This window comes from Vibrio sp. LB10LO1, assembly GCF_010092875.1.
Lineage (GTDB): Bacteria > Pseudomonadota > Gammaproteobacteria > Enterobacterales > Vibrionaceae > Vibrio > Vibrio campbellii.
Genome location: NZ_JAADJW010000003.1, coordinates 157360 through 179273, shown reverse-complemented (window position 1 = coordinate 179273; position 21914 = coordinate 157360). Strand labels below are relative to the sequence as shown.

At 45.2% G+C, this 21914-nt stretch carries 18 protein-coding genes; 7 read left to right on the top strand and 11 right to left on the bottom strand.

What is annotated here, in order from left to right; genetic code table 11:
- Nucleotides 1-48 precede the first annotated feature (48 nt).
- Nucleotides 49-3174 (bottom strand): HD domain-containing phosphohydrolase, encoded by a 3126-nt coding sequence (locus GXP65_RS03625; protein ID WP_162092027.1) that lies wholly within the window; start codon nucleotides 3172-3174, stop codon nucleotides 49-51.
- 517 nt (nucleotides 3175-3691) lie between these two features.
- On the opposite strand from GXP65_RS03625, the gene GXP65_RS03620 reads away from it, so the two are divergent.
- Entirely contained in the window at nucleotides 3692-4180 is a 489-nt protein-coding gene (locus GXP65_RS03620) for a type II secretion system protein (protein ID WP_162092026.1), read from the top strand.
- 180 nt (nucleotides 4181-4360) lie between these two features.
- On the opposite strand, the gene GXP65_RS03615 is transcribed toward GXP65_RS03620, so the two are convergent.
- Complete coding sequence (locus GXP65_RS03615) at nucleotides 4361-4759, bottom strand: GFA family protein (protein ID WP_005451902.1); 399 nt, start codon at nucleotides 4757-4759, stop codon at nucleotides 4361-4363.
- Nucleotides 4760-5043: 284 nt separating this feature from the next.
- Here GXP65_RS03615 and GXP65_RS03610 point away from each other — a divergent pair, with 284 nt between their 5' ends.
- The 4 genes from GXP65_RS03610 (at nucleotide 5044) to GXP65_RS03595 (ending at nucleotide 9215) form a co-directional block, all read left to right on the top strand.
- Nucleotides 5044-6018: a tripartite tricarboxylate transporter substrate binding protein gene (locus GXP65_RS03610; protein ID WP_009696966.1), complete on the top strand. Its 975-nt coding sequence runs from the start codon at nucleotides 5044-5046 to the stop codon at nucleotides 6016-6018.
- Between the two features lie 230 nt (nucleotides 6019-6248).
- A complete protein-coding gene (locus tag GXP65_RS03605) occupies nucleotides 6249-6743 on the top strand; it encodes a tripartite tricarboxylate transporter TctB family protein (RefSeq protein ID WP_005451900.1) in 495 nt (164 codons plus the stop codon).
- A gap of 20 nt (nucleotides 6744-6763) precedes the next feature.
- The gene (locus GXP65_RS03600; RefSeq protein ID WP_045367453.1) at nucleotides 6764-8290 is read left to right on the top strand and encodes a tripartite tricarboxylate transporter permease; all 1527 of its coding nucleotides are present in this window, start codon (nucleotides 6764-6766) and stop codon (nucleotides 8288-8290) included.
- Between the two features lie 154 nt (nucleotides 8291-8444).
- Nucleotides 8445-9215, top strand: a complete 771-nt coding sequence (locus GXP65_RS03595; protein ID WP_162092025.1) for a sulfite exporter TauE/SafE family protein — start codon at nucleotides 8445-8447, stop codon at nucleotides 9213-9215.
- A gap of 92 nt (nucleotides 9216-9307) precedes the next feature.
- On the opposite strand, the gene GXP65_RS03590 is transcribed toward GXP65_RS03595, so the two are convergent.
- Together GXP65_RS03590 and GXP65_RS03585 are read right to left on the bottom strand one after the other, a co-directional pair.
- Nucleotides 9308-10279, bottom strand: coding sequence for a TAXI family TRAP transporter solute-binding subunit (locus GXP65_RS03590; protein WP_005426532.1), 972 nt, complete (start codon nucleotides 10277-10279; stop codon nucleotides 9308-9310).
- A gap of 225 nt (nucleotides 10280-10504) precedes the next feature.
- Nucleotides 10505-12025, bottom strand: coding sequence for an aldehyde dehydrogenase family protein (locus GXP65_RS03585; protein ID WP_038881709.1), 1521 nt, complete (start codon nucleotides 12023-12025; stop codon nucleotides 10505-10507).
- Between the two features lie 248 nt (nucleotides 12026-12273).
- Between GXP65_RS03585 and GXP65_RS03580 the strand changes: the two genes are divergently transcribed.
- Nucleotides 12274-14037: a sigma-54-dependent Fis family transcriptional regulator gene (locus GXP65_RS03580; protein WP_162092024.1), complete on the top strand. Its 1764-nt coding sequence runs from the start codon at nucleotides 12274-12276 to the stop codon at nucleotides 14035-14037.
- A gap of 79 nt (nucleotides 14038-14116) precedes the next feature.
- Here the strand turns inward: GXP65_RS03580 and GXP65_RS24985 are convergent, their stop codons facing one another.
- Entirely contained in the window at nucleotides 14117-14254 is a 138-nt protein-coding gene (locus GXP65_RS24985) for a hypothetical protein (protein WP_005426540.1), read from the bottom strand.
- A gap of 407 nt (nucleotides 14255-14661) precedes the next feature.
- Complete coding sequence (locus GXP65_RS03575; RefSeq protein WP_162092023.1) at nucleotides 14662-16182, bottom strand: DUF1254 domain-containing protein; 1521 nt, start codon at nucleotides 16180-16182, stop codon at nucleotides 14662-14664.
- A 272-nt stretch (nucleotides 16183-16454) separates the two neighbouring features.
- On the opposite strand from GXP65_RS03575, the gene GXP65_RS03570 reads away from it, so the two are divergent.
- Nucleotides 16455-16661: a hypothetical protein gene (locus GXP65_RS03570; RefSeq protein ID WP_010448329.1), complete on the top strand. Its 207-nt coding sequence runs from the start codon at nucleotides 16455-16457 to the stop codon at nucleotides 16659-16661.
- Nucleotides 16662-16683: 22 nt separating this feature from the next.
- Here the strand turns inward: GXP65_RS03570 and GXP65_RS25120 are convergent, their stop codons facing one another.
- From GXP65_RS25120 to zwf, 5 genes are all read right to left on the bottom strand, one after another.
- The gene (locus tag GXP65_RS25120; RefSeq protein WP_122019680.1) at nucleotides 16684-17217 is read right to left on the bottom strand and encodes a hypothetical protein; all 534 of its coding nucleotides are present in this window, start codon (nucleotides 17215-17217) and stop codon (nucleotides 16684-16686) included.
- Nucleotides 17214-17453 carry a hypothetical protein gene (locus GXP65_RS03560; RefSeq protein WP_162092022.1) on the bottom strand — a complete coding sequence of 80 codons (240 nt, stop codon included), beginning with the start codon at nucleotides 17451-17453 and terminating at the stop codon, nucleotides 17214-17216. The genes GXP65_RS25120 and GXP65_RS03560 overlap by 4 nt, the downstream gene beginning before the upstream one ends.
- Nucleotides 17454-17652: 199 nt before the next feature.
- Nucleotides 17653-19101, bottom strand: coding sequence for a decarboxylating NADP(+)-dependent phosphogluconate dehydrogenase (gene gnd, locus GXP65_RS03555; RefSeq protein ID WP_005531010.1), 1449 nt, complete (start codon nucleotides 19099-19101; stop codon nucleotides 17653-17655).
- Nucleotides 19102-19141: 40 nt separating this feature from the next.
- Complete coding sequence (gene pgl, locus GXP65_RS03550; protein ID WP_162092021.1) at nucleotides 19142-19858, bottom strand: 6-phosphogluconolactonase; 717 nt, start codon at nucleotides 19856-19858, stop codon at nucleotides 19142-19144.
- Nucleotides 19855-21357 (bottom strand): glucose-6-phosphate dehydrogenase, encoded by a 1503-nt coding sequence (zwf, locus tag GXP65_RS03545; RefSeq protein WP_162092057.1) that lies wholly within the window; start codon nucleotides 21355-21357, stop codon nucleotides 19855-19857. Before zwf ends, pgl begins: the two co-directional genes overlap by 4 nt.
- Between the last annotated feature and the right edge of the window lie 557 nt (nucleotides 21358-21914).

Here is a 21914-nt window from a genome sequence, read left to right as displayed (position 1 = left end):
GATACCGAAGTACCGCTTTGAGTCATACTGTGTTTGAGGTATCGCGTGCTAAGTCAGGTATTTTCCTATATCAACCTGATCAATTTGTTCTTCGGGCATGAATTTCTTAGCGTACTCAAGATAAACCCCACTCTCTAAGAACAGCAAAAACAAATCCATATCCAAATGCTCATCCAACGCCATTTTGTGCATGATGTCGATTGCCACGCTGACGGGCTTCGCTTTCTTATAAGGGCGGTCACCAGCGGTTAAGGCTTCGAAAATATCTGCGATCACCAAAATACGCTCTGGAACCGACAAATCATCCGCACTCAGTTTACGAGGATACCCCGTCCCTTTCAGCGTCTCGTGGTGAGTAGACGCATAGCGCGGCACATTACTTAGCTCTGGTGGGAACGGCAGTGCCTCAAGCATCTTAATCCCACTGATCATATGCTCATTAATTTTGAATCGATCTTCAGGCGTTAGCGTGCCACGAGAAATGGTTAGGTTATACACTTCCCCCATGTTGTACTGGTGCTCAGGAACCTGCATCTGAATACCATGTTCGGGGGTAAATTCTACAGGTCGAACACGCTCGATAATGTGTTCTGGTTTGTCATCCAATAACTTCTCTAGCACTGGTAGAGGCACATTTTGAACAGGTTTATTTCCCTCTTCCATCGGTGATAAGCCCAAGCGGTCATCAAAGTTACGCAACCACGTTTGCTCTGCGATTCGCTTAACGCGTGCGATCTTGTCTTCACTCATGAACTCACCACCAATGTTTGCATTGGCGATAAACTCAAAGTCATCGTTGAGCTGACGCACTTTTTCTTCAAACTCGGCTTTTGCGACGTCTTTGTCTACCTCGCCACGCAACAAGGTATTGAGGTATTCTATTTCTAAGTCTCTGCGTAACACTTCAAATCGAGTGCGAATTTCATTGATTCGGTTGTAGTTCGCCTCTAGCTTGGTGCCTTTATCAACGATGTGCTCAGGTGTGGTGATTTTTCCACAGTCGTGCAACCAAGCCGCGATACGGAACTCTCTTCGCTCAGCGTCATTTTGGAAGGCGAAGTTTTTGAATTTACCGCTTTGACATTTTTCAGCCGCTTCCGCCAGCATCATGCCGATTTCTGGCACTCGGTTACAATGCCCTGCGGTGTATGGTGACTTGTCATCGATCGCTTGTGCGATAAGGCGAATAAAGGCTTCAACAAACTCTTCCTGTTGCTTCTCGTGTGACTGAATCTCGGCCACCATTTCCATCATTGCATCTGAGAGTTCATCAATCTCTTTTACTCGCGTCGTCATCGGCCACACTTTATCGAAGCGACGAGCACGGATCTTTCGCGTTCTTGCTTTCAACGCGTAAATTGAGCGCGTCATTGGTGTACCAAGTCGCCAAGCAAGAGGGAAAAGACCTAACATGACCAGCGCAGTAAACAACAGCGAGTTAAACAAGCGCTTTGTTACTGCATCGGTGACAATTTCTTTTGGAATCACCACCGAAAAGTAGTCATCACCGCCGCTGGAACTTGAGATTGGCGTGACATAAACAAAGTAGTTTTGCCCTTCAATGCTTCGTCTCACCATGGTGTTGTAGTTAGACGTATCTTTCGACAGTTGAAATACTTCTGGGTATGGCACAAACGTTCCGCGCCAATGGTTTGATTCCAGCCATTTTTGCGTTAATGCTTCTCTTTGCTCCGGTGTAATCGACTCGATGGCAAGGTTAAGCACCTCTAACAAACCCGCGTGCTGCTGGTTAATGTAAAGGTGGTAAGGCACTGGCTTCGCATCCAGTTTTCTTACTGTGACGGTCGATGTTTTCTCCAAGCCATTGAGTTCATCCAACGTCAAATAGGTATCAACCAAATAAGGTATCTCGCCTTTCTCTAGCGCTTCTTTTGCATCACTTAGACTTTCAAATTCAACAATGTTCAGCTTAGGGTAGTTTTCTTGTAACCACTCCTTCATGCCAAACCCGCAAACAACGCCCACTTCATCAGTGAAATTCTCAAGAGAAATAGGAATGAAACGTTGGCTCTTCCCTGCTATCGCCAAGCCTGCGGTGTACATGGTTGCGCTTTGCTCGCCGTACTCAGGCACTTCTCCAGACACGGAATGAAGAACATCAATGGTGCCTCTCAAGTACTTTTTCGAAAGCGTGATCGATTCAAAACCATTGATAAAATCGAACTCTAAGCCGGTTTGCTGAGAGAGAATTCTCAACAAATCGACGGCATAACCTTGCGGTTCACCGGCTTGAGAAAAATCATAAGGTCCCCAGTCGTTTTGGTTCGAGACCAATAATGCGGGAGAGTTCATCACAAGCGCACGTTGAGGCTCAGTCAGCGTCAATGGTTCAGACGGTGGCACTTTGATATCGCGTTCTAGATCGATGTTCGACGCGATCACTTCGCCCTTGTGGTTGAAGATAAAAGACTCCGCCCCACTTTCTAAACTCATACCCAGCGCAGTTGAAGCGATTTTTGAGTTCAGTGTCGACAGTTCAATATCGATACCGATAACATCTTTACCACTGCGGATCGCATAGCTCTGACCCGTAACCTTCATATTTTTAAACAGATAAGGCTCGGTCTTATAGACGTTCGTTTCTGTCGCCCCGATAAACCATGGTCTGCGGGTAGGATAAAATGACGTTTTGCTCGCAACGGTTCGGTTCACATTAAAGTTGCTGTCCACGTATGACACGATCATTTGTCTATCCGGACCGATGCCAGTGGCTTTAGCGATGGCCCAGCGATCTACCGCATCGGCGCTCATCTTATCGCGAATCGTTACCGAGGTTTTGAGGTTTATGATTTGAAAGAAATCTTCATTCTCGCTACCCACATACAAGCTTTGAATGAACGGGTTTTCATCCAAAACTTGAGCAAACAAGGTGAGAATTTCTTTTTCAGAAAAGTTGTGGTCAGACATAGAAAGAAAGCTCTTGAGCATTCTTGTACTGCTGATCGCATTGCTATCGACTTGGTGAATGTATTCACTTACATCTGCCGCTGCAGAACTCAATTTTGAGATCACATGTTCCTGCGACATCTTCTGTCCAAAGTAATACTGCATGGTCATCGCAAATACTGCCGTTAGCACCGCAACCAGCATAAACATACCACTGACGATAAACTTGATTGAGTATTTACTATTTAGCTCAGTACTTTTACTCATTCGTCGTCCCAATATAATTACAAAGTACTAAAACTTCTGCTTTTACATAACCATTAACTATCAAAATACCAAACAACCTCGTATATAAGCTTAGACTTATCAAACGTAATATTTGCTATCAATTTTGTAAAATTTACGTTTAAAACGATCAAATAAATAAGACTTTCATTCACAAAATAGCACTAGTTGCTTGTCAAACCCTTAGGATTAATATCAAAAAACCATTTATTTTCTGATGCATATAAAAACAGAACTAACAACAAAAACACATTCACCAAGCAAGTCAAATTACATTGTTGCAGCTTTTTATTTTGAAGCTCAGACTTACATGAGATAGGCTAAATAACGAGTGTAATATCTCGGTAACTCCGAACGAAAAAAGTTAATTAACGCCTCTAAAGCTGCCATTCATAGGTTTTACCTGTTAATAGAATCGGCCATCTCAAATTTATCCTTCCCCCTTCAGCCATTAACATAACGCTTCTTTTGTGTACCTCCCCATTTTTAAGAAATCTCTATGAAACAAAAAGGATTCTCCCTGACAGAATTAGTCGTCGCTATTGTTGTGTTGGCAATCATTGGATTATTTGCTGCACCTAAAATCATGCACATGCAACGTGAGGCTCGTATCAATACATTGGAAGCTTTCGTGGGTGCATTTCATGCCACCAATGAGGTCGTGATGACCAAGGCTAAGATTCAGGGAGTTGCTAATGCGCCTTTGGCTAAATTGTCAGATCACGACATTTACGTTCGAATGGGATCATTAGCTTTAGATGACTTCAATGTCGCTAATGCGATGGAGATCGACGGGTTTAATCTTGCCAATACAGGTTCAACTCAGACACCTTCGCTCATCGTTTATCTAGGTAAGGAAAAGTCTCTTCTACAGATAAGGGATTTTGAGTGCTTCATCAGTATTAGTCGCCCTTTCACGGCTTACGATGAAGAAGGGATTGTTTCAATGGATGAGCTGAAGGTGAACAAATTCTATGACAATTGCTAGTTTCTGGTTTCTGGCTTCTAAGAAGTGACTTTAGAGAGAGCAGAATGAAAAAGCCGAGCTTGTACTCGGCTTTTTATGTTCAACTTACGCCACTCTGTACTTGCTGATAGACAATCAAAAATAAACCTGCAAATACCGCTACTGTCAGTAAAACCTTTAACCAGAGAAACTTCATTTTATCTACTCTTCTGGCGCGTATTGGTCAAAAACTTCTTGAGCTGTCATTTTCTTGCTGTGTGGTTGCAGATCATAGTATGCGGGCTTCTCATCAGTGAAGATCTCTAAGCTTAATTTGAAATCTGGCTCATTAAATAATCCCGCAGAAAGAATATATTCATCTGTTGCCAACAAGTGGTAATAGATATTCGTGCCGCATTCACCACAAAAACCTCGTACTGCCCATTGGGATGATTGATAGCGTTTAGGCTCAGCACCGTTAAATGTCACACCGGGACCACAATGCACCGCATGCAGAGGCCCACTTGACCACTTTCGACACATATCGCAATGACAAAAGCTCACTTCATTGTGTTGAGGTGCGGTCACTTCAATAGCGCCACATAAACATGTTCCTTTCATGTCTATTCCTACCTATTCAACCTCCATCATTATGGCGGTTTTAGACACTCCATTGATGTGACCAACCTAGTCTTTCACCACATTCTTTGATGAGTATATTTGCGTGAACTTTATGAACAAAACGTCGTTTATGCTCAATATTCTCTTTATCTACGCATTAGAGACATCACGTTAACACCTTATTAACCTTTAACTCATCACTAGCGAGTCACCCTACCTTGCTAGGAAAACAAATAATAAGACTCTTCAAAACAAGAGAGTCACCAACATAAGGAACGTGAAACATGTTAAAGGTACTCAAACCAACGCTCGCCGCATCCATCATTGCAGCCTCATTTTCTTTCCACGCTTTTGCTGCTGATGTTGAAAAAATCCACTTTCTAATCCCTGGTGGTGCTGGTGGTGGCTGGGATATGACGGCTCGTGGTACAGGTGATGTACTGGTTAAATCCGACATCGTTGAAAATGTCTCTTTCCAAAACCTCTCTGGTGGCGGTGGTGGTAAAGCCATTGCACACCTCATCGAAACCGCTGAGCGCCAACCTGATACGTTGATGGTGAACTCAACCCCAATCGTTGTTCGTTCACTGACGGGTATCTTCCCGCAATCTTTTCGAGATCTCACGCCAGTAGCTGCGACGATTGCTGATTACGGCGCTATCGTGACTTCCGCGGATTCGAAGTACAACACATGGGAAGATGTGGTCAAAGATTTCGAATCTAACCCACGTAAAGTAAAAATCGCCGGCGGTTCTGCTCGTGGCTCGATGGATCACCTTGTCGTCGCAGCTGCATTTAAAGGCGAAGGTTTTGACGCGCGTAAAGTTCGCTACATCGCGTATGACGCTGGCGGCAAAGCAATGGCAGCGCTTCTGTCTGGCGAAACACAATTGCTTTCAACCGGTCTTGGCGAAGTATTAGAGATGTCGAAATCTGGTCAGGTAAAAGTACTGGCGATTACGGCACCAAAACGTCTAGACGCTGCACCAAACATCCCTACCCTGAAAGAATACGGCAATGAGACTGTGTTCGCGAACTGGCGTGGTTTCTTTGCCGCTCCTGGCACGAGCCAAGCCAAACTCGATGAATGGAACGCAGCTCTGACCAAAATGTACAAAACGGACGAATGGCAAGTTGTTCGTGACCGCAATGGTTGGATTGACAACTACAAAGCGGATAAAGAGTTCTTCGCGTTCCTAGAAGAGCAAGAGCAGCAAATGGGCGATCTAATGCGCGAATTAGGTTTCCTTAAAAAGTAATAACTCCCATCCGAGTTTGTGGGGTTAGCTATCCCTAGCCCCGCTGTATTTGCACTCTAATTTCACCGTATATGGGCATTGTCGATATTCGACAAGTAAAAACTCCTTTGTTTATTGATTGGTAAACACTAAGTAACTCGACTAGCAGCGATGCGCTTAATTGTTAATGACTTGGTCCTTCTTCATTAACGCCCATATACGGTCTTTTCCTGTTGTTCTAGGAGTTGGATATGTCTCATTCAACCAATATTTTTACCAAAGAGAACTTGCTGTGCCGCGATCGTGTTGGCGCGATGATCTTTTTGTTGTTTTGCCTATGCTATGGCTACCAAACTACGCAAATCCCTCTCTTTCCCGGGGATGAATACGAACCCTTCACGGCTCGCACTTTACCGACCATTCTGACCTACGTCGGGATTGGTTTAGCGCTAATGCTATTGGTCACTGGTCAGCCCGATAAACAAAGCGGCGCTGTGATGTCATTCAACTGGAAATTGCTTATCGCCTTTTTAGTTTTGATGGCGCTTTATGGTCTGGGTTTGACTTACATCGGCTTTGTATTAGCGACAGGATTCTTCCTGCTTGCGGGCTTTTACCTTCTTGGCGAACGACGTAAATCGGTGTTGTTTGGAGCCTCATTTCCGTTCGTTATCGCGTTTTACTTGCTGCTCACTCAGGGTCTAGATATCTACCTTGAGCCTGGTCTGATTTTCACCATCTGGTAGTCAAAAGAAAGGACTGAATTATGTTAGATGGAATTCTACAAGGTTTATCCACCGCCGTGATGCCAATGAACATCATGATGGTGATTGTTGGCTGTTTTGTCGGTACGTTTATCGGCATGCTACCGGGGCTTGGTCCTATTTCTGCCATCGCTCTGATGATCCCTATCACCTATGGCTTGGATCCGTCTTCAGGTCTGATTCTGATGGCAGGTGTTTACTATGGTGCGGTATTTGGTGGTTCAACTTCTTCTATTCTTATCAACGCGCCGGGTTGTTCTTCAACCGTAGTCACCGCGTTTGATGGCTACCCAATGGCACAGAAAGGACAAGCAGGTAAAGCTCTTGCGCTGGCGGCTTACTCTTCTTTCACTGGCGGCACGCTTTCAGCCATCATGCTGCTTGTAGCGGCGCCCGCACTGGCTAACGTCTCGCTAAGCTTCCAATCTTCTGACTACTTTGCGCTAATGCTTCTCGGCTTATCCGCCGTGGCTGCGTTCGCAGGTAAAGGACAAGTCATCAAAGCATGGATGATGACCATTCTGGGCTTAATGTTGTCTACTGTCGGTATTGATAAAGGCGTCGGTGTCGAACGCTTCACCTTTGGTCTGACAGATTTGATGGATGGTTTCAGCTTTCTATTGTTGGCGATGGCGACCTTTGCGCTTGGTGAAACTTTGATGGGCATTTTGAAGCCGTCTGAAGATACGCGTGATGAGGAACAAGATAAGCTGAGTAACATTGGTTCGATGAAAGTCACCAAGGAAGAAATCAAAGAAGTAGCGCCAGTTTCTATTCGCTCTTCAATTCTTGGTTTCTTTACTGGTGTGCTTCCGGGCGCAGGTGCAACCATCGCCGCCTTCTTAAGTTACGGCATGGAACGTAACCTAGCTCCAAAAGATAAAAAAGAGCAGTTTGGTAAAGGCAGCATTCGAGGTTTGGTGGCTCCAGAGTCAGCGAACAACGCGGCATCAAGTGGTTCTTTCGTTCCTCTTTTGACTCTTGGCATTCCGGGTTCTGGTACAACCGCAATTATGCTGGGTGCGTTAATCGCTTACGGTATTCAACCGGGTCCTCGTCTGTTTGTTGAGCATCCAGATGTGTTCTGGTCGGTAATTATCTCCATGTACTTCGGCAACATTGTGTTGGTGATTCTCAACCTACCGCTGATCCCATACATCTCAAAGCTGTTGGCCGTACCAAGAACCGTGTTGCTGCCGATGATTCTGTTCTTCTCCATCACAGGTGTGTATCTGGTTTCTTTCAACACCATGGACGTGTTTGTGATGCTACTTGTGGCAATGGCTGCTATCGCACTAAGGCTGGCAAACTTCCCTCTCGCACCGCTGTTGCTTGGCTTTATCCTTGGTGGATTAATGGAAGAGAACCTGCGTCGTGCATTGATGATCTCCGACGGTGAACTGAGCTTCTTATGGGAACGCCCAATCACACTGACATTCACAGTGCTTGCAGTATTGGTACTTGGCAGCCCACTGTTTGTAAAACTCTTTCAAAAGCTTAAAGCGCAACCAGTGAAAGCAGAGCAATAAGCATTCTATCTCTCCCTCAAGATAGACCTTTGAAACCAAGCCACCCTCTGCGGTGGCTTTTTTCTTGGACTAATCGCTACTTTATTTCTTTGGGTGAGTTGCGTAGTGTTAACCGTTCAGAAACAAAAATTATAAGAACAAAAAAGGACTTTTTATGCTGCTGGAATTTGCTCTCTTGTTTGCCGTAGGCGTCGTTGGTGGGATCATGAACTCCGTCGCCGGTGGTGGTAGCTTCATTACCTTCCCTGCATTGATGGCGGTTGGCGTGCCTCCCATCATGGCGAACGCGACGAATACTTATGCTTCTTGCGCAGGCTACATCAGTGGTGCAATCGGCTTTCGCGAAGAAATCATGAAGAACAAGCAAGAACTGGCTTTCACTATCTCTTTCAGTTTGATTGGTGGCGCTGTCGGTGCTTATCTTCTGCTGAATACGCCAGAATCTGTTTTTCTTGAAGCGATTCCATGGCTACTGTTATTCGCAACCGTGCTCTTTTTAACTGGCTCACGCATGACAGCGTTGATTAAATCTCTGACCAAAGAGACCAAACACGCCGGTATTCTAGGTGTGATTGCACTGAGTCTTCTTTTGATTGGCGTCTCTGCTTATGGTGGCTTCTTCAATGCCGGATTGGGCGTGATCGTGTTGAGTTATTTAGTGGTTGCAGGACACCAAGACATCAACTTAATGAACGGGCTTAAGCTGCTGGTTTCAACCTGTGTTTCCCTGATTGCCATCGTGATTTTTGTGGCCAACGGTTCAATCGATTGGACCAAAGGCAGCGTTGTTATGGTTGGCACATTAGTGGGTGGCTACTTGGCCGCGCGCGTATCTCGCCAATTGAATCCCAGTCATGTAAAAGGCTTTGTCGCCCTCTCTTCTATCGCGATTACCATTTACTTCTTCGTAGATGTATATGCTTAACTTTACGCCACGATATAGCCAAGCTAAGCGCTAATAACAAACAAAAACGCCATCGAAAATTACGATGGCGTTTTTATTGGTTCTGAGTGAGATTACTTAATCAAGCCCACTTCTTTGTAGTACTTCTCAGCACCTGGATGAAGCGGCGCAGATAGACCATCTTTCACCATTTCTTCTTTCTTCAAGTTGGCAAATGCTGGGTGTAGACGGCGGAAATCATCAAAGTTTTCGAATACCGCTTTCACGACGTTGTAAACCACTTCATCAGGCACTGCCGTTGAAGAAACAAACGTTGCACCCACACCAAAGGTTTGTACATCGTTTTCTGAACCGCGGTACATGCCACCCGGTACGTTTGCAATGCGGTAGAAGCTGTTATCAGAAACCAACTTCTCTACTTGTGGGCCAGCTACCGTTACGATGTTGCTGTCACACGAGGTAGTTGCTTCTTTAATCGCACCGCTTGGGTGACCTACTGTGTAGATCATCGCGTCGATCTTGTTATCACACAGCGCTTTAGACTGCTCGGATGCTTTCAGCTCAGATACCAATTTGAAGTCGTCATTCGTCCAGCCGTACTCTTTCATTAGCACTTCCATCGTACCGCGTTGGCCAGAGCCAGGGTTACCGATGTTAACGCGTTTACCTTTCAAATCATCAAACGATTTAATGTTTGCATCTTTACGAGCCACAACAGTGAACGGTTCCGGGTGAACGGAGAACACAGCACGAAGCTCTTTGAATGGTCCTTTATCTTCGAACTTACTCGTACCGTTGTAAGCATGGTACTGCCAATCTGACTGAGCGATACCAAGGTCTAGCTCACCTGCGCGAATAGTATTGATGTTGTAGATAGAACCACCAGTACTTTCTACCGAACAACGAATGTTATGGTCAGCACGTGACTTATTTACCAAGCGACAAATTGCACCACCCGTTGGGTAGTACACACCAGTTACACCGCCCGTACCAATGGTCACGAACGTATCTTTAGCAGAAACTGAAAAACTTGTACTTAGTGCAGCCAGAGAAGCCGCGACAGCAATTTGCTTGAGCTTTAACATTGAACGTCCTTATTTTTCCTTTGTTTATGGCCAAATAAGTATAGCAACCGTTAACAAGTTGATAACGTCCGAGATCACATCCTGAGAAGAAGAACCCGAGGCTAGAAGGCATTGATCAGTAAGAAAATATGAATGCTCCTTTGCCCCACCACAAAAAGTAAAGCCTCGAAGAGTTCGAGGCTTTGTTCATCACTGCTTTTCTTGTTGCCTTAAATGGCGATTTATTTAGAAGAAGCCTAGCGGATTCACATCGTAGCTAATGAGTAGGTTTTTCGTATTCTGGTAGTGATCAAGCATCATCTTATGCGTCTCACGGCCAATACCTGATTTCTTGTAACCACCGAACGCAGCGTGTGCAGGATATGCGTGATAGCAGTTAATCCAAATACGCCCTGCTTCGATGTTTCGCCCCATGCGATAAGCAAGGTTTTGGTCTCGCGTCCACACACCTGCACCCAAGCCATATTCCGTGTCATTGGCAATCGCTAGTGCTTCTGCTTCATCTTTGAAGGTGGTCACTGCGATGACCGGGCCAAAGATCTCTTCTTGGAATACGCGCATCTTGTTGTGACCTTGTAACAAAGTCGGTTGAATGTAGTAGCCCTGCTCCAAGTCGTTTTCTTGTTTCGCGACATCGCCACCAAATACGACTTTCGCGCCTTCTTGGCGACCGATTTCTAGGTAGCTCAGGATCTTATCGAACTGCTCTTGCGAAGCTTGCGCACCAACCTGAGTATCGGTATCAAGTGGATTACCCTGCTTGATTGTCTGCGCGCGCTCTGCGACTTTAGCGATAAACTTGTCGTACACAGACTCATGCACTAACACACGTGATGGACAGGTACACACCTCGCCTTGGTTGAAGAACGCAAGCAAAGTGCCTTCAATACACTTATCTAGGTATTCGTCTTCATGATCAAACACATCTGGGAAGTAGATATTTGGAGATTTGCCACCAAGCTCAACCGTTGATGGAATAAGGTTCTCTGCGGCACATTTCAGAATATGGTTACCGACTTCTGTTGACCCCGTAAATGCCAACTTAGCGATTCGGTTACTCGTCGCCAGTGCTTGCCCTGCTTCCGAGCCAAAGCCATTGACTACGTTAACTACGCCAGCAGGCAGAAGGTCACCGATCTTTTCCATGAGAACCAGAATTGAAGTCGGCGTTTGCTCGGCAGGTTTAAGCACGACACAACAGCCCGCAGCCAATGCTGGAGCCAACTTCCAAGCGGCCATCAACATTGGGAAGTTCCAAGGAATGATCTGCCCAACTACCCCAATCGGCTCAGGGAAGTGATAACTTGCGGTATGCTCATCTAACTCGGCCGCACTGCCTTCTTGAGCACGGATACAACCTGCAAAGTAGCGGAAATGGTCGACGACCAAAGGCAAGTCTGCGGCTAACGTTTCACGAACGGGTTTGCCGTTTTCCCATGTTTCTGCCACAGCCAGCTCTTCAAGATGTTGTTCAATGCGATCTGCAATCTTCAGTAGAATGTTCGAGCGTTCAGTCACACTGGTTTTCGCCCATTGCGCTCTTACGCCATGTGCAGCATCCAGTGCAAGATTGATGTCTGCTTCTCCAGAACGAGCCACCTTACAATACGCTTGGCCATTGATTGGCGATGTATTGTCAAAGTATTCACCACCCGTTGGTTTTACCCATTCGCCACCGATGTAGTTGTCGTAATGCGATTTAAAATTAACGATGGCATTTTCACTACCTGGCTGTGCATAAATCATAACTCTTCCTTTTGTTCTCGTTCAGTTTTTTGTTTTAAACAACCGAGTGTTCAGCTCTGTTGTGTTGTTCACTTCATTACTCAAGTCACATGCCAACAACGCGCGTCTTGTTGTTAATTAAATGTAAAACTATGATTACCAAGCGATAACAAACCAAGTGAGTGACGTTTGAGCGGATATATGGTGTGAACACCAGTGTTCAAGTGTTCCAAAATGGCACACCCTCACTGTGACAAAATGGTACAGTCATGGAACTTCAGCACATTACCAACAGCAATTGGCTTTCCACTTCATGGGACCGAAGTGAGCAAGCCGGTTTAAAACAGCGACGTCGGCCAGACGATATTCGCGTAACTTCCGCGTTTCTTGAAGACAGACGCCACCAGCTCAATTTCTTAATCGATGCGGTCAAACAATTCGCTCTGCCCCTGTTTAACCAGTTGTTTGCGCACAGCGACAGTCGCCTAATATTGACTGATGCGGAAGGTGTGATCATTGGAAGCTGGGGACAACCCAAATTCCGCGAAAAGTTGACTGAGATTGCACTCAGTTCTGGTGCTTGCTGGCAAGAAAAGCTCAAAGGTACGAATGCCATTGGTACAGCTTTAGTAGAAGCAAAACCCGTCTCTGTGATTGGTGACCAGCACTTTATAAAACATCATCGTTTTATCAGTTGTTCGGCAAGCCCTATCTTTGATCATTTGGGTCACTTGATTGGGGTTCTGGACATCACCAGTGAACAAAAGAAGCATGACTTTTCCACGCAAGTCTTAGTGCAAAACATGGTTCAGCAAGTGGAGAACCAACTGCTCAACCAAATCCCTCAAGGCCACACTCGAGTTGATTTAGCCTGCGAGCAAGGTCTACTGAATAGCGGTTGGCAAGGCATCATCATCGCCAATGAAGAGGGTCAGATTCTGGCTCATAACCAAGTTGCCTCACAACTGCTGGATCAAACTAACGTTGTTGGACAGCAACTCGCCTCAATACTTGACAGTTCTTCTAATAATCAATCTTTAGTCTTTAAAACTCAGCCACTATCGGAGCGAAAAGCTTCATCTCGTGCCATTTCTGCCTCGAATGACCTGCATTACGGCGATACCACCGTCGAGCACTGCTGGCAGCAAGCCAATCGCGTAATCGACAAAGACATTAGTTTATTGATCCTTGGCGAAACAGGCGTAGGTAAAAATGAGTTCGTTAAAGCTCTGCACAAAAACAGTCAGAGAAAAAACGGTCCCTTGGTTTCCGTGAACTGCGGCGCGCTACCAAAAGACTTGGTCGAATCCGAACTGTTTGGTTATGTCGCAGGTGCCTTCACCGGAGCAAACAACAAAGGCTATCAAGGCAAGATCCGTCAAGCATACAAAGGCATCTTATTCTTAGATGAAATTGCAGATTTGCCTCTAGAAGCGCAAAGCCGACTGCTGCATGTGCTCCAAGACAAAACCGTGTTGCCTGTCGGCTCAAACCAAACCATCCAAGTGGATACACAAATCATCGCCGCAACACACAAAGACTTAGAGCGATTGGTTGCTCAAGGAGAGTTTCGTCAGGATCTTTATTACCGTTTGAACGGACTCATCGTCGAGCTGCCTCGTTTCCAAGAGCGTAGCGACAAACAAGCACTGATTGAGAACATTCATCGTCGTCACGCCGAGTCTGAACAAAGCATTTGCCCTCACCTGCTGTCATTAATGCTGGGCTATGGTTGGCCGGGGAATCTGCGTGAGCTCGACAGCTTAATAAAAGTATCAGCCCTGATGGCGCAAGGAGAAACGCAACTCGAGCTTAGCCACGTACCGAACCACCTTGCCAAAAAGCTAAGCCAAACAAACGCTATCGAACAAGTGGATACTTCAAAAACCAGAGACATGCGTACGACTGTGGAAGATAAGCTGGTGAAAACCTACCAAGCAAACCAAGGCAACATCAGTAAAACCTCACGTATGTTGGGTCTGAGCCGCAATACCATTTATCGCAAGCTCAAGAGCCTTGGCATGCTGAAATGATGAAATGATGAAATGATGAAATGTGGGAGAGAAAAAAAGAGCACCTCTTTGGGTGCTCTTCTCATTTTGAAACCTAGCCTTACAGTCCGCCTTCTTGCTGCGCCTGTTTTACTAATGCCTGACGTTGAGTTTCCGTTTCTGAATTCACTTTCTGTTCCTTGTGCGTTTCCTGATCCAAATCTGCCGGAATGAAAACAAAGTACTTGTTAAGAGTCATCGTAAGAACCTCAATTTATAGTGTTAAGTCACCTTCTTGGTAAATGTAAACAACACCAGCAAAAACGACTTATGCCGGTTCCTTGTTGTAGGTTTCAAAAAATAGAGGATGTTCGACCATCAAACATCCTCCATATGCAACCTAATTATAGGAGGAGTTCAAAGGCTTACCTAGCACTCTTTATCACCTTTTTACGCAATCTTAGATTTGATATCGGTATTGGTAAAACTCTTACTTTGAGCTAACCCTATGTCACAAAAGAGAAATTTGTTGACGATTTTGTTGGAACAGAGGATGAGACACGTTGATACTTAAAGCTCAATGTTTTGAGGCGCTAACGAATACAAAAAAGCCGACCCATTAACAGGTCGGCTTTCATCTTCAGTTTGTCGTATCTCGCGATGGTCTTATTTCACTTCAGTGATATCACTTGGCTTCCAAGAACCGTCGTACCATGGTTCTAAAGGACCGTACATACGTAAGATACTGAACCAACCTTTGTTTGGAACCGTTTGAATCCAGTTTGCTTCTTTACCCTTCGGAGCGGTTGGACCGAAGTACAAGTCTACTGAGCCGTCTGGGTTTTCAACCATCTGGTCACGTTTATCGTTCTTACTTGGGAACGGTTGACTCGTTTGTAGCTCTGAACGTGTTTGCGTATCGTAAGCCACCACAGACCAGAAGTTCTTCGCTGGCACATTCGCAGGAATCGTCAGCTTGTAATTCTTACCACCATCAAAGAACTCACCCTCTGCCGTTTTATCAACAATGGCGTACTGAGAGCCTTTGCCAATCATCTTAAGCGCCATCGCTGGCGTGTTTACCGTTGCCATGTAGAAGAAATAAGTACGCGCATCCAGATTACGTCCGCCTTTACCTTCATCAATCAGCCACTGATAATCTTTGCCGATAAAAGCAGTTTTCCAGTTACGATCGTCCCAAATGTACGCGTTTTCTGTACGTGGGTTAAACATCAGTGCACGAGCCGTCGCGTTACCAATTGCAGCACCATCTTTCAGGATCTTCTGCATACGCGCATCAGGTTCGAACGGCTTACCTTTTTGAATACCAATTGTCGCAATCAAACCGCGCATTTCTGGGTCGATGAAATCAATAGGCTCTTTGTCGATCACCACTTTGATCTCGTCATAGAAGTGCTCGTCATTAGCGTGAATAGTATTGAAGGCTTTACCACTACCTGAGGTGAAGGCCATTTTCGGTTGATCATCTTTCTTAGACAAAGGATAAATCTTCAAACCTGTATGGTACGAGTTGACCGCTGCATCGGTTTTACCATCTTTCAAGAAGCCTCGCGCGATAAACCAGTTCACGTAACTTGTCGATTGAGATACATGGTAGCCCTCAGGCACTGGGCCATCGTAGTTTGGTGGCAAGATAAGATATTTGCCGCCCTGACCTTTATCTGGCCCCACTACGCCCATATCAGTCACGAAACGGAAGAAGGCATCATTGACCGTAGTAGGCCCCATGCCCGGTGGAATTTCCACAACCGTTGGTCCGTCACGTTCTAAGTCAAGGAAAGCAGAGGCATACACGGTATCCGTGTTACCGGTTAGAAATAAAGGATTTGAATCCATCAAGTTATCAAATAGCATCACCTGATTGGATTTCGTCAATCCCATCTTTTCATGTCCAATTCGTAACGCTTCTAACGACGCCATAGGGATGGCATTCATGAATACTTCTGTTGCTCGCATAGTATCGAGATTGTTATAGAGCGTATCCATGGTTTGTTGACTTGGCACACCATCCTTGAAATTCAAAGTACCGATGCTTGTTTCTACCGTATTCGGCGTCATGATGCTTGTTGGAATATCTGTGTTGTAGTTACTGGTATTTGCCAGAACAGAAGATGAAACCAGTAAGCCAGTCAGCACAGCGATACGTTTAAGTTGAGTCTTTAGCATAAGAATTTCCTGCGTTATCAGTTGCGATACATTCACTCTACTTAAAGTTAGGAATCAATTCTGATGCTCGCCACAATCAAAATTGCCGACACACGTTTTTATGCAATGAAACTCACAACAAATCTCTATTAAAAACTGTCTACCAGGTCAATATTTAATCTTTTTTGAGAAATCTTTAGCCTACTTTTTGGGTATATTTCGAGCGAAAGAGAGACAATATAAATGCGGAGTGAAAACACTCTGACTCTACCCACTAAGCTCTGGGAGGCGTTATGAAAAGTAAAAAATTAGGTCATGTGATGTCATTCAGCAGAATGTTTTCCTTCATTGCCTTTCTGACAGCCACATTCGCTTGGGTATTAAGTATGTATGCCCTCTTTACGGTTTCCGTTGTGGCACTTTTCGTCAGTGGACTACTCTACTTGAATGACAAATTCGGTCCCCACCACAAAGGCAATACAAAAGAAAAGAGCGCTTAAGCGCTCTTGGAGTTTCTTTCTATCACCCATCCGAATTGGTGCTCATATTTTCCTTGATGTACTTATCGATTCTCTCTAACTCGTGATAGTAGCCATACATTCCAAGGCGATTAATTTCTGGTTCACTGCAATATCTTTGTTCTTTCACCATAGCCTCAACAAACATTCCGCTTGATGCAAGCGTAAAGGGTGGGCATGCCGAGTAGCCGTTAATCTCTGCGATGTGTTGTAATCGCCCGAACTCAATAAGTCTTCCAGGAATGGCAACGAGTAAAGCAATCGCAGTTGCGCAGCCTATCCATTTAACAGATATAGCCGAAGATTTAAAAATAATACGAGAGACCATAAATAACGTTAAAGTAGGCATTAAGATCAAACCACTGACGCTAACCATATGGGATGTACTTAAATATATGACTGAAAAGTTACTGCCTATTTGATGCTGAAGAGATTCCAACGTTACATACTCATATAAACGATAAAATGAGAACACGCCCAATAAAATAAACATTCCCAAAGCCAAAGCCAAATGCACTGGATGCTTCTGTTCAATCATAAGAAAATCGCCTTGGTGGTAGAGCGTTGCAACTGGCTTATCGATTGCCGACTTACAATATCTTCATTGATCCCATCAACTGCTAGTTTGGCACTCTTTTCGAAACCCCATAAATCAACAAACGTTTTGCTTTCAGGAACATAAATATCTATCTCATTTTCTTTTATTTGTTTCAGACAACTACCTCTCTGTACCCTGTTTCTCCCACTCAAGCAATGAAATCTATCTCTTGCCATACTCTTATTCCCAAACCTGATGTTGAGAAGTATTTTAAGGAGAGTGCTGAAAGGTTCTTCTACATTTGTGAGAACTGCGTTTGACTTCAAATCATTGTGAAACTGTTAGTTTTAGTAGTATCTCTCTCATGAATTGCAGGTAATAAAAAAGGATGCCACTTGGGCATCCTTTTGCTTTGATCAGTTTACTGACTGCGGATTAAACGTCGTAAGTTGTAGACGCTGTGTCGCCGCCTGTACCAGTCCAGTTTGTGTGGAAGAATTCACCACGTGGACGGTCAGTACGCTCGTAAGTGTGAGCACCGAAGTAGTCACGTTGAGCTTGAAGCAGGTTCGCTGGTAGACGAGCTGTTGTGTAACCGTCTAGGAAAGATAGCGCAGAAATCGTACATGGCATTGGAATACCAGACTCTAGAGATTTCGCTGCTACTTTACGCCATGCTGCTAGGCTGCCTTGTAGGATGTTTTTGAAGTACTCGTCAGAACCTAGGAATGCGATATCTGGGTTCGCTTCGTACGCATCACGGATGTTACCTAGGAATGCAGAACGGATGATACAACCACCACGCCACATTAGTGCTACGTTACCGTAGTTTAGGTCCCAGCCGTTTTCGTTCGATGCTTCGCGCATTAGCATGAAGCCTTGAGCGTAAGAGATGATCTTAGATGCTAGTAGCGCTTGACGCAGTGCATCAACCCACTCTTGCTTGTCGCCTTCAACAGGTGTGATTGTCTTGCCGAATAGAGACTCAGCTTCAACACGTTGGTCTTTCAGTGCAGATAGACAACGAGAGAATACAGACTCAGAGATAAGCGTTAGTGGAATACCTAGGTCTAGTGCGTTAATACCAGTCCATTTACCAGTACCTTTTTGGCCTGCTGTGTCTAGGATCTTCTCAACTAGAGGCTCGCCGTCTTCATCTTTGTAGCCAAGGATGTCAGCCGTGATTTCAACAAGGTAGCTGTCTAGCTCAGTCTTGTTCCAATCAGCGAATACTGCTTGCATCTCGTCAGCAGACATACCAAGACCGTCTTTCATGAACTGGTAAGCTTCAGTGATAAGCTGCATGTCACCGTATTCGATGCCGTTGTGCACCATCTTAACGAAGTGACCAGCACCGTCGTTACCAACCCAGTCACAACATGGCTCGCCAGCGTCAGTTTTTGCAGAGATACCTTGGAAGATTGGCTTAACCGCTTCCCAAGCTTCAGCAGCGCCGCCAGGCATGATTGAAGGACCAAAACGTGCACCTTCTTCACCACCAGATACACCAGTACCGATGAAGTGAATGCCTTTCTCACGGCAGTGTGCTACGCGACGGTTTGTGTCTGGGTAGTTAGTGTTACCACCGTCAATGATGATGTCGCCTTCGTCTAGAAGCGGGATTAGGTTGTCGATGAACGTGTCAACAACGTCACCTGCACGAACCATAAGCATCACTTTACGTGGCGTTTCTAGCTTCTCTACTAGTTCTTCTAGAGAGTATGCACCGATGATGTTTGTGCCTTTCGCTGGACCTTCCAGGAACTCGTCTACTTTTGCAGCAGTACGGTTGTGAGCCACAACTTTAAAGCCGTGGTCGTTCATGTTAAGGATAAGGTTTTGACCCATTACAGCAAGGCCGATTACACCGATATCACCTTTCATTGTTTCTCTCCAATTGTCTTTTATTCGACCAGCGGCCGTATTAAACGATTTTTGCCGCTGCGTCTAAATCTAAATACCATTCCGTCAGACCCGCTTTCGCTTGGATCTTCGCTGCCGGATATGGAAGTACGCGTGCTGGTGAGCTGTTAATCTCTTCGATAATGTCTGCTTTACCAGCGCCAAGTACCAAGTAACTGATGCGCTTCGCTGCTTCTAGTACGCGTGCCGTTTTCGATACACGAATTTGACCAGACTCAGGATGAGAAGCCAATACTGATAGGTTCTCATCATCGTAGTTTGTCTGACCTGGGAACAGTGATGCGGTATGACCATCTGCGCCAACACCAAGCAAGATCCAATCAAACACAGGAGTGCCATTTTCAGTTGGAATCACTTCTGCCATCTCTTTCGCAAAGCGCTGTGCTTCTGCTTCTGGCTCTTCTTCACCACGGATGCGGTGGATGTTCTCAGCAGGAATGCTCACTTGACTAAATAGTAGAGCATTCGCTTCGCCATAGTTACTTTCTGCATCATCAGGCGCAACACAGCGTTCATCACCCCACCAGAAGTGTAGGTTTTGCCACTGAATTGACGTCGCGTAAGCTTCTGATGCTAGTAGCTTAAACAGCATTTTTGGTGTGCTGCCGCCAGAAAGAGAGATGTGAACAGGTCGGCCCATTTCGCTAAACGCTTTCATGTCGTTAGCAAGGCTTTCTACTACCTGCTCTGCTGTTTGGTAGATCTTGTGGTTGATCATAGTTCGCAGTAGTCCGTATCTGTTAGGTTTTTACAAGGGAAACGCCATGCGCGGTTAGCTCGCTGTAGCAAGTCGTCCGCTTCTTTTGGTCCCCATGTACCACACGCGTATCCGAATAGCGCTTGTGGGTCTTGCTTGAAATCTAGAATCGGTTGCACGTATTTCCAACACGCTTCAACCGCATCGCTACGAGCAAATAGCGTTGCATCACCGTTTAGGGCATCAAGAAGTAGACGCTCATAAGCAGTTAGCATTTGGGTTTCTTGCAGGTCAGCGTAGTGGAAGTTCATTTTCACTTCCTTTGCTTTAAAGCCTGCGCCCGGCTCTTTCAGACCAAAGCTCATTTGGATGCCTTCGTCTGGCTGAATACGAATAATCAGCTTGTTCTCTGGTGCGTTTTGACCAAACACTGGGTGTGGTGTCTGTTTAAAGTGGATAACCACTTCTGTCACGCGGGTCGGTAGACGCTTACCTGTACGTACGTAGAAAGGCACGCCATTCCAACGCCAGTTGTTGATGTAAGCTTTCAGGCCGATGTAAGTCTCGGTACGAGAATCGTCTGCTACGCCGTTCTCTTCACGGTAACCCGGAAGGTGCTGACCACGAACATCCGATGCTGTGTACTGACCCAATACAAGGTCGTTACGCAGTGCGTTCTCATCCAGTGGTTTCAGACACTGAAGTACTTTAACGACTTCATCACGCATCGCGTCAGCATTGATCTGTGCAGGTGGCTCCATACCAACCATTGCTAGCACTTGTAGCAAATGGTTTTGGAACATATCGCGTACTGCACCAGAGCCGTCGTAGTAACCACCACGCTCTTCCACGCCTAAGAATTCTGCGCCTGTGATTTCCACGTAATCAATGAAGTTACGGTTCCACAATGGCTCAAACATAGCGTTAGAGAAACGTAGGACAAGCAGGTTCTGAACCGTTTCTTTACCTAGGTAATGGTCGATACGGTAGATCTGATGCTCTTGGAAGTGCTCGTGGATTTCTTTGTCCAACGTGCGTGCTGATTCAAGGTCATAACCGAATGGTTTCTCGATGATCAGACGTTTCCAGCCATCTCCCTCATTGTTCAGACCGTGTGCTGCAAGGCTTGCAGGGATCACGCTGTATAGGCTTGGTGGCGTCGCAAGATAGAAAAGCGTATTACGTTGTTCGAATTGGTATTCGTCTGCTAGTTGGTCTAAACGAGTCGCCAACTTGCTGTAATCTTGTGTGTCAGAAGTATTGATTGCTTGGTAATGCAGGTGGTTGATAAATGCATTAAGCGTTTCTGGCTCGGTTTTCTCCATTTCCTGAAGCGATTTCTTCAGCTTTTCTCGGTAAGAATCGTCGCTGTATTCAGTACGACTAACGCCAAGAATGGCAAAATTCTCTGGAAGCTGTTTGTTCGCATAGAGGTGGTATAGAGCAGGAATCAACTTACGATATGTAAGATCACCTGAAGCACCAAAAATAACGATGCTGCTGTTTTCTGGTATTACCATCATCTTTCCCTTAAAAACGAGGTACTTATTGTGTGCCCGGATACGGCTAAAGGATTGAGCCAACCCTATCAATGGCACCCCAAAATAGAAAATTGGTCTTACCTATTACGTTGATAGGTAAAGCCTATAGACCTAAATCTCTGCAACAACTGAGCACCTTAACCATAGTCAGGATTTCACCAATTACAGCGTATTTAGGACGCTTATGTCTCTAGAGTACAACCTTGCACTCTCTGGAGGAGATTTCCGACACGGGGGCGTATTGTCTACGACTATTTGATTTACATCAACACTTGCTGGTGCAAACGTTTAAATAATTTACACAAATGACAGTAAGACACTGAATATTAACAAGTAATCATCACCAAACTGAAAGTTATAAAATTTAAGCAAAAACTCTAAATTGGAGAATAATTGTTCAAACTTGCAATCCATTACATAAGTAGTGTGCGTTACGTGGAGTTTACCGTTCAATCGCTTTATTACTGAGAGTGAAACTTGAGAAGGCTGAACCGAGCTTTCTATCGGTTTGAAGATAAAGAATGAGCAGTATGTGC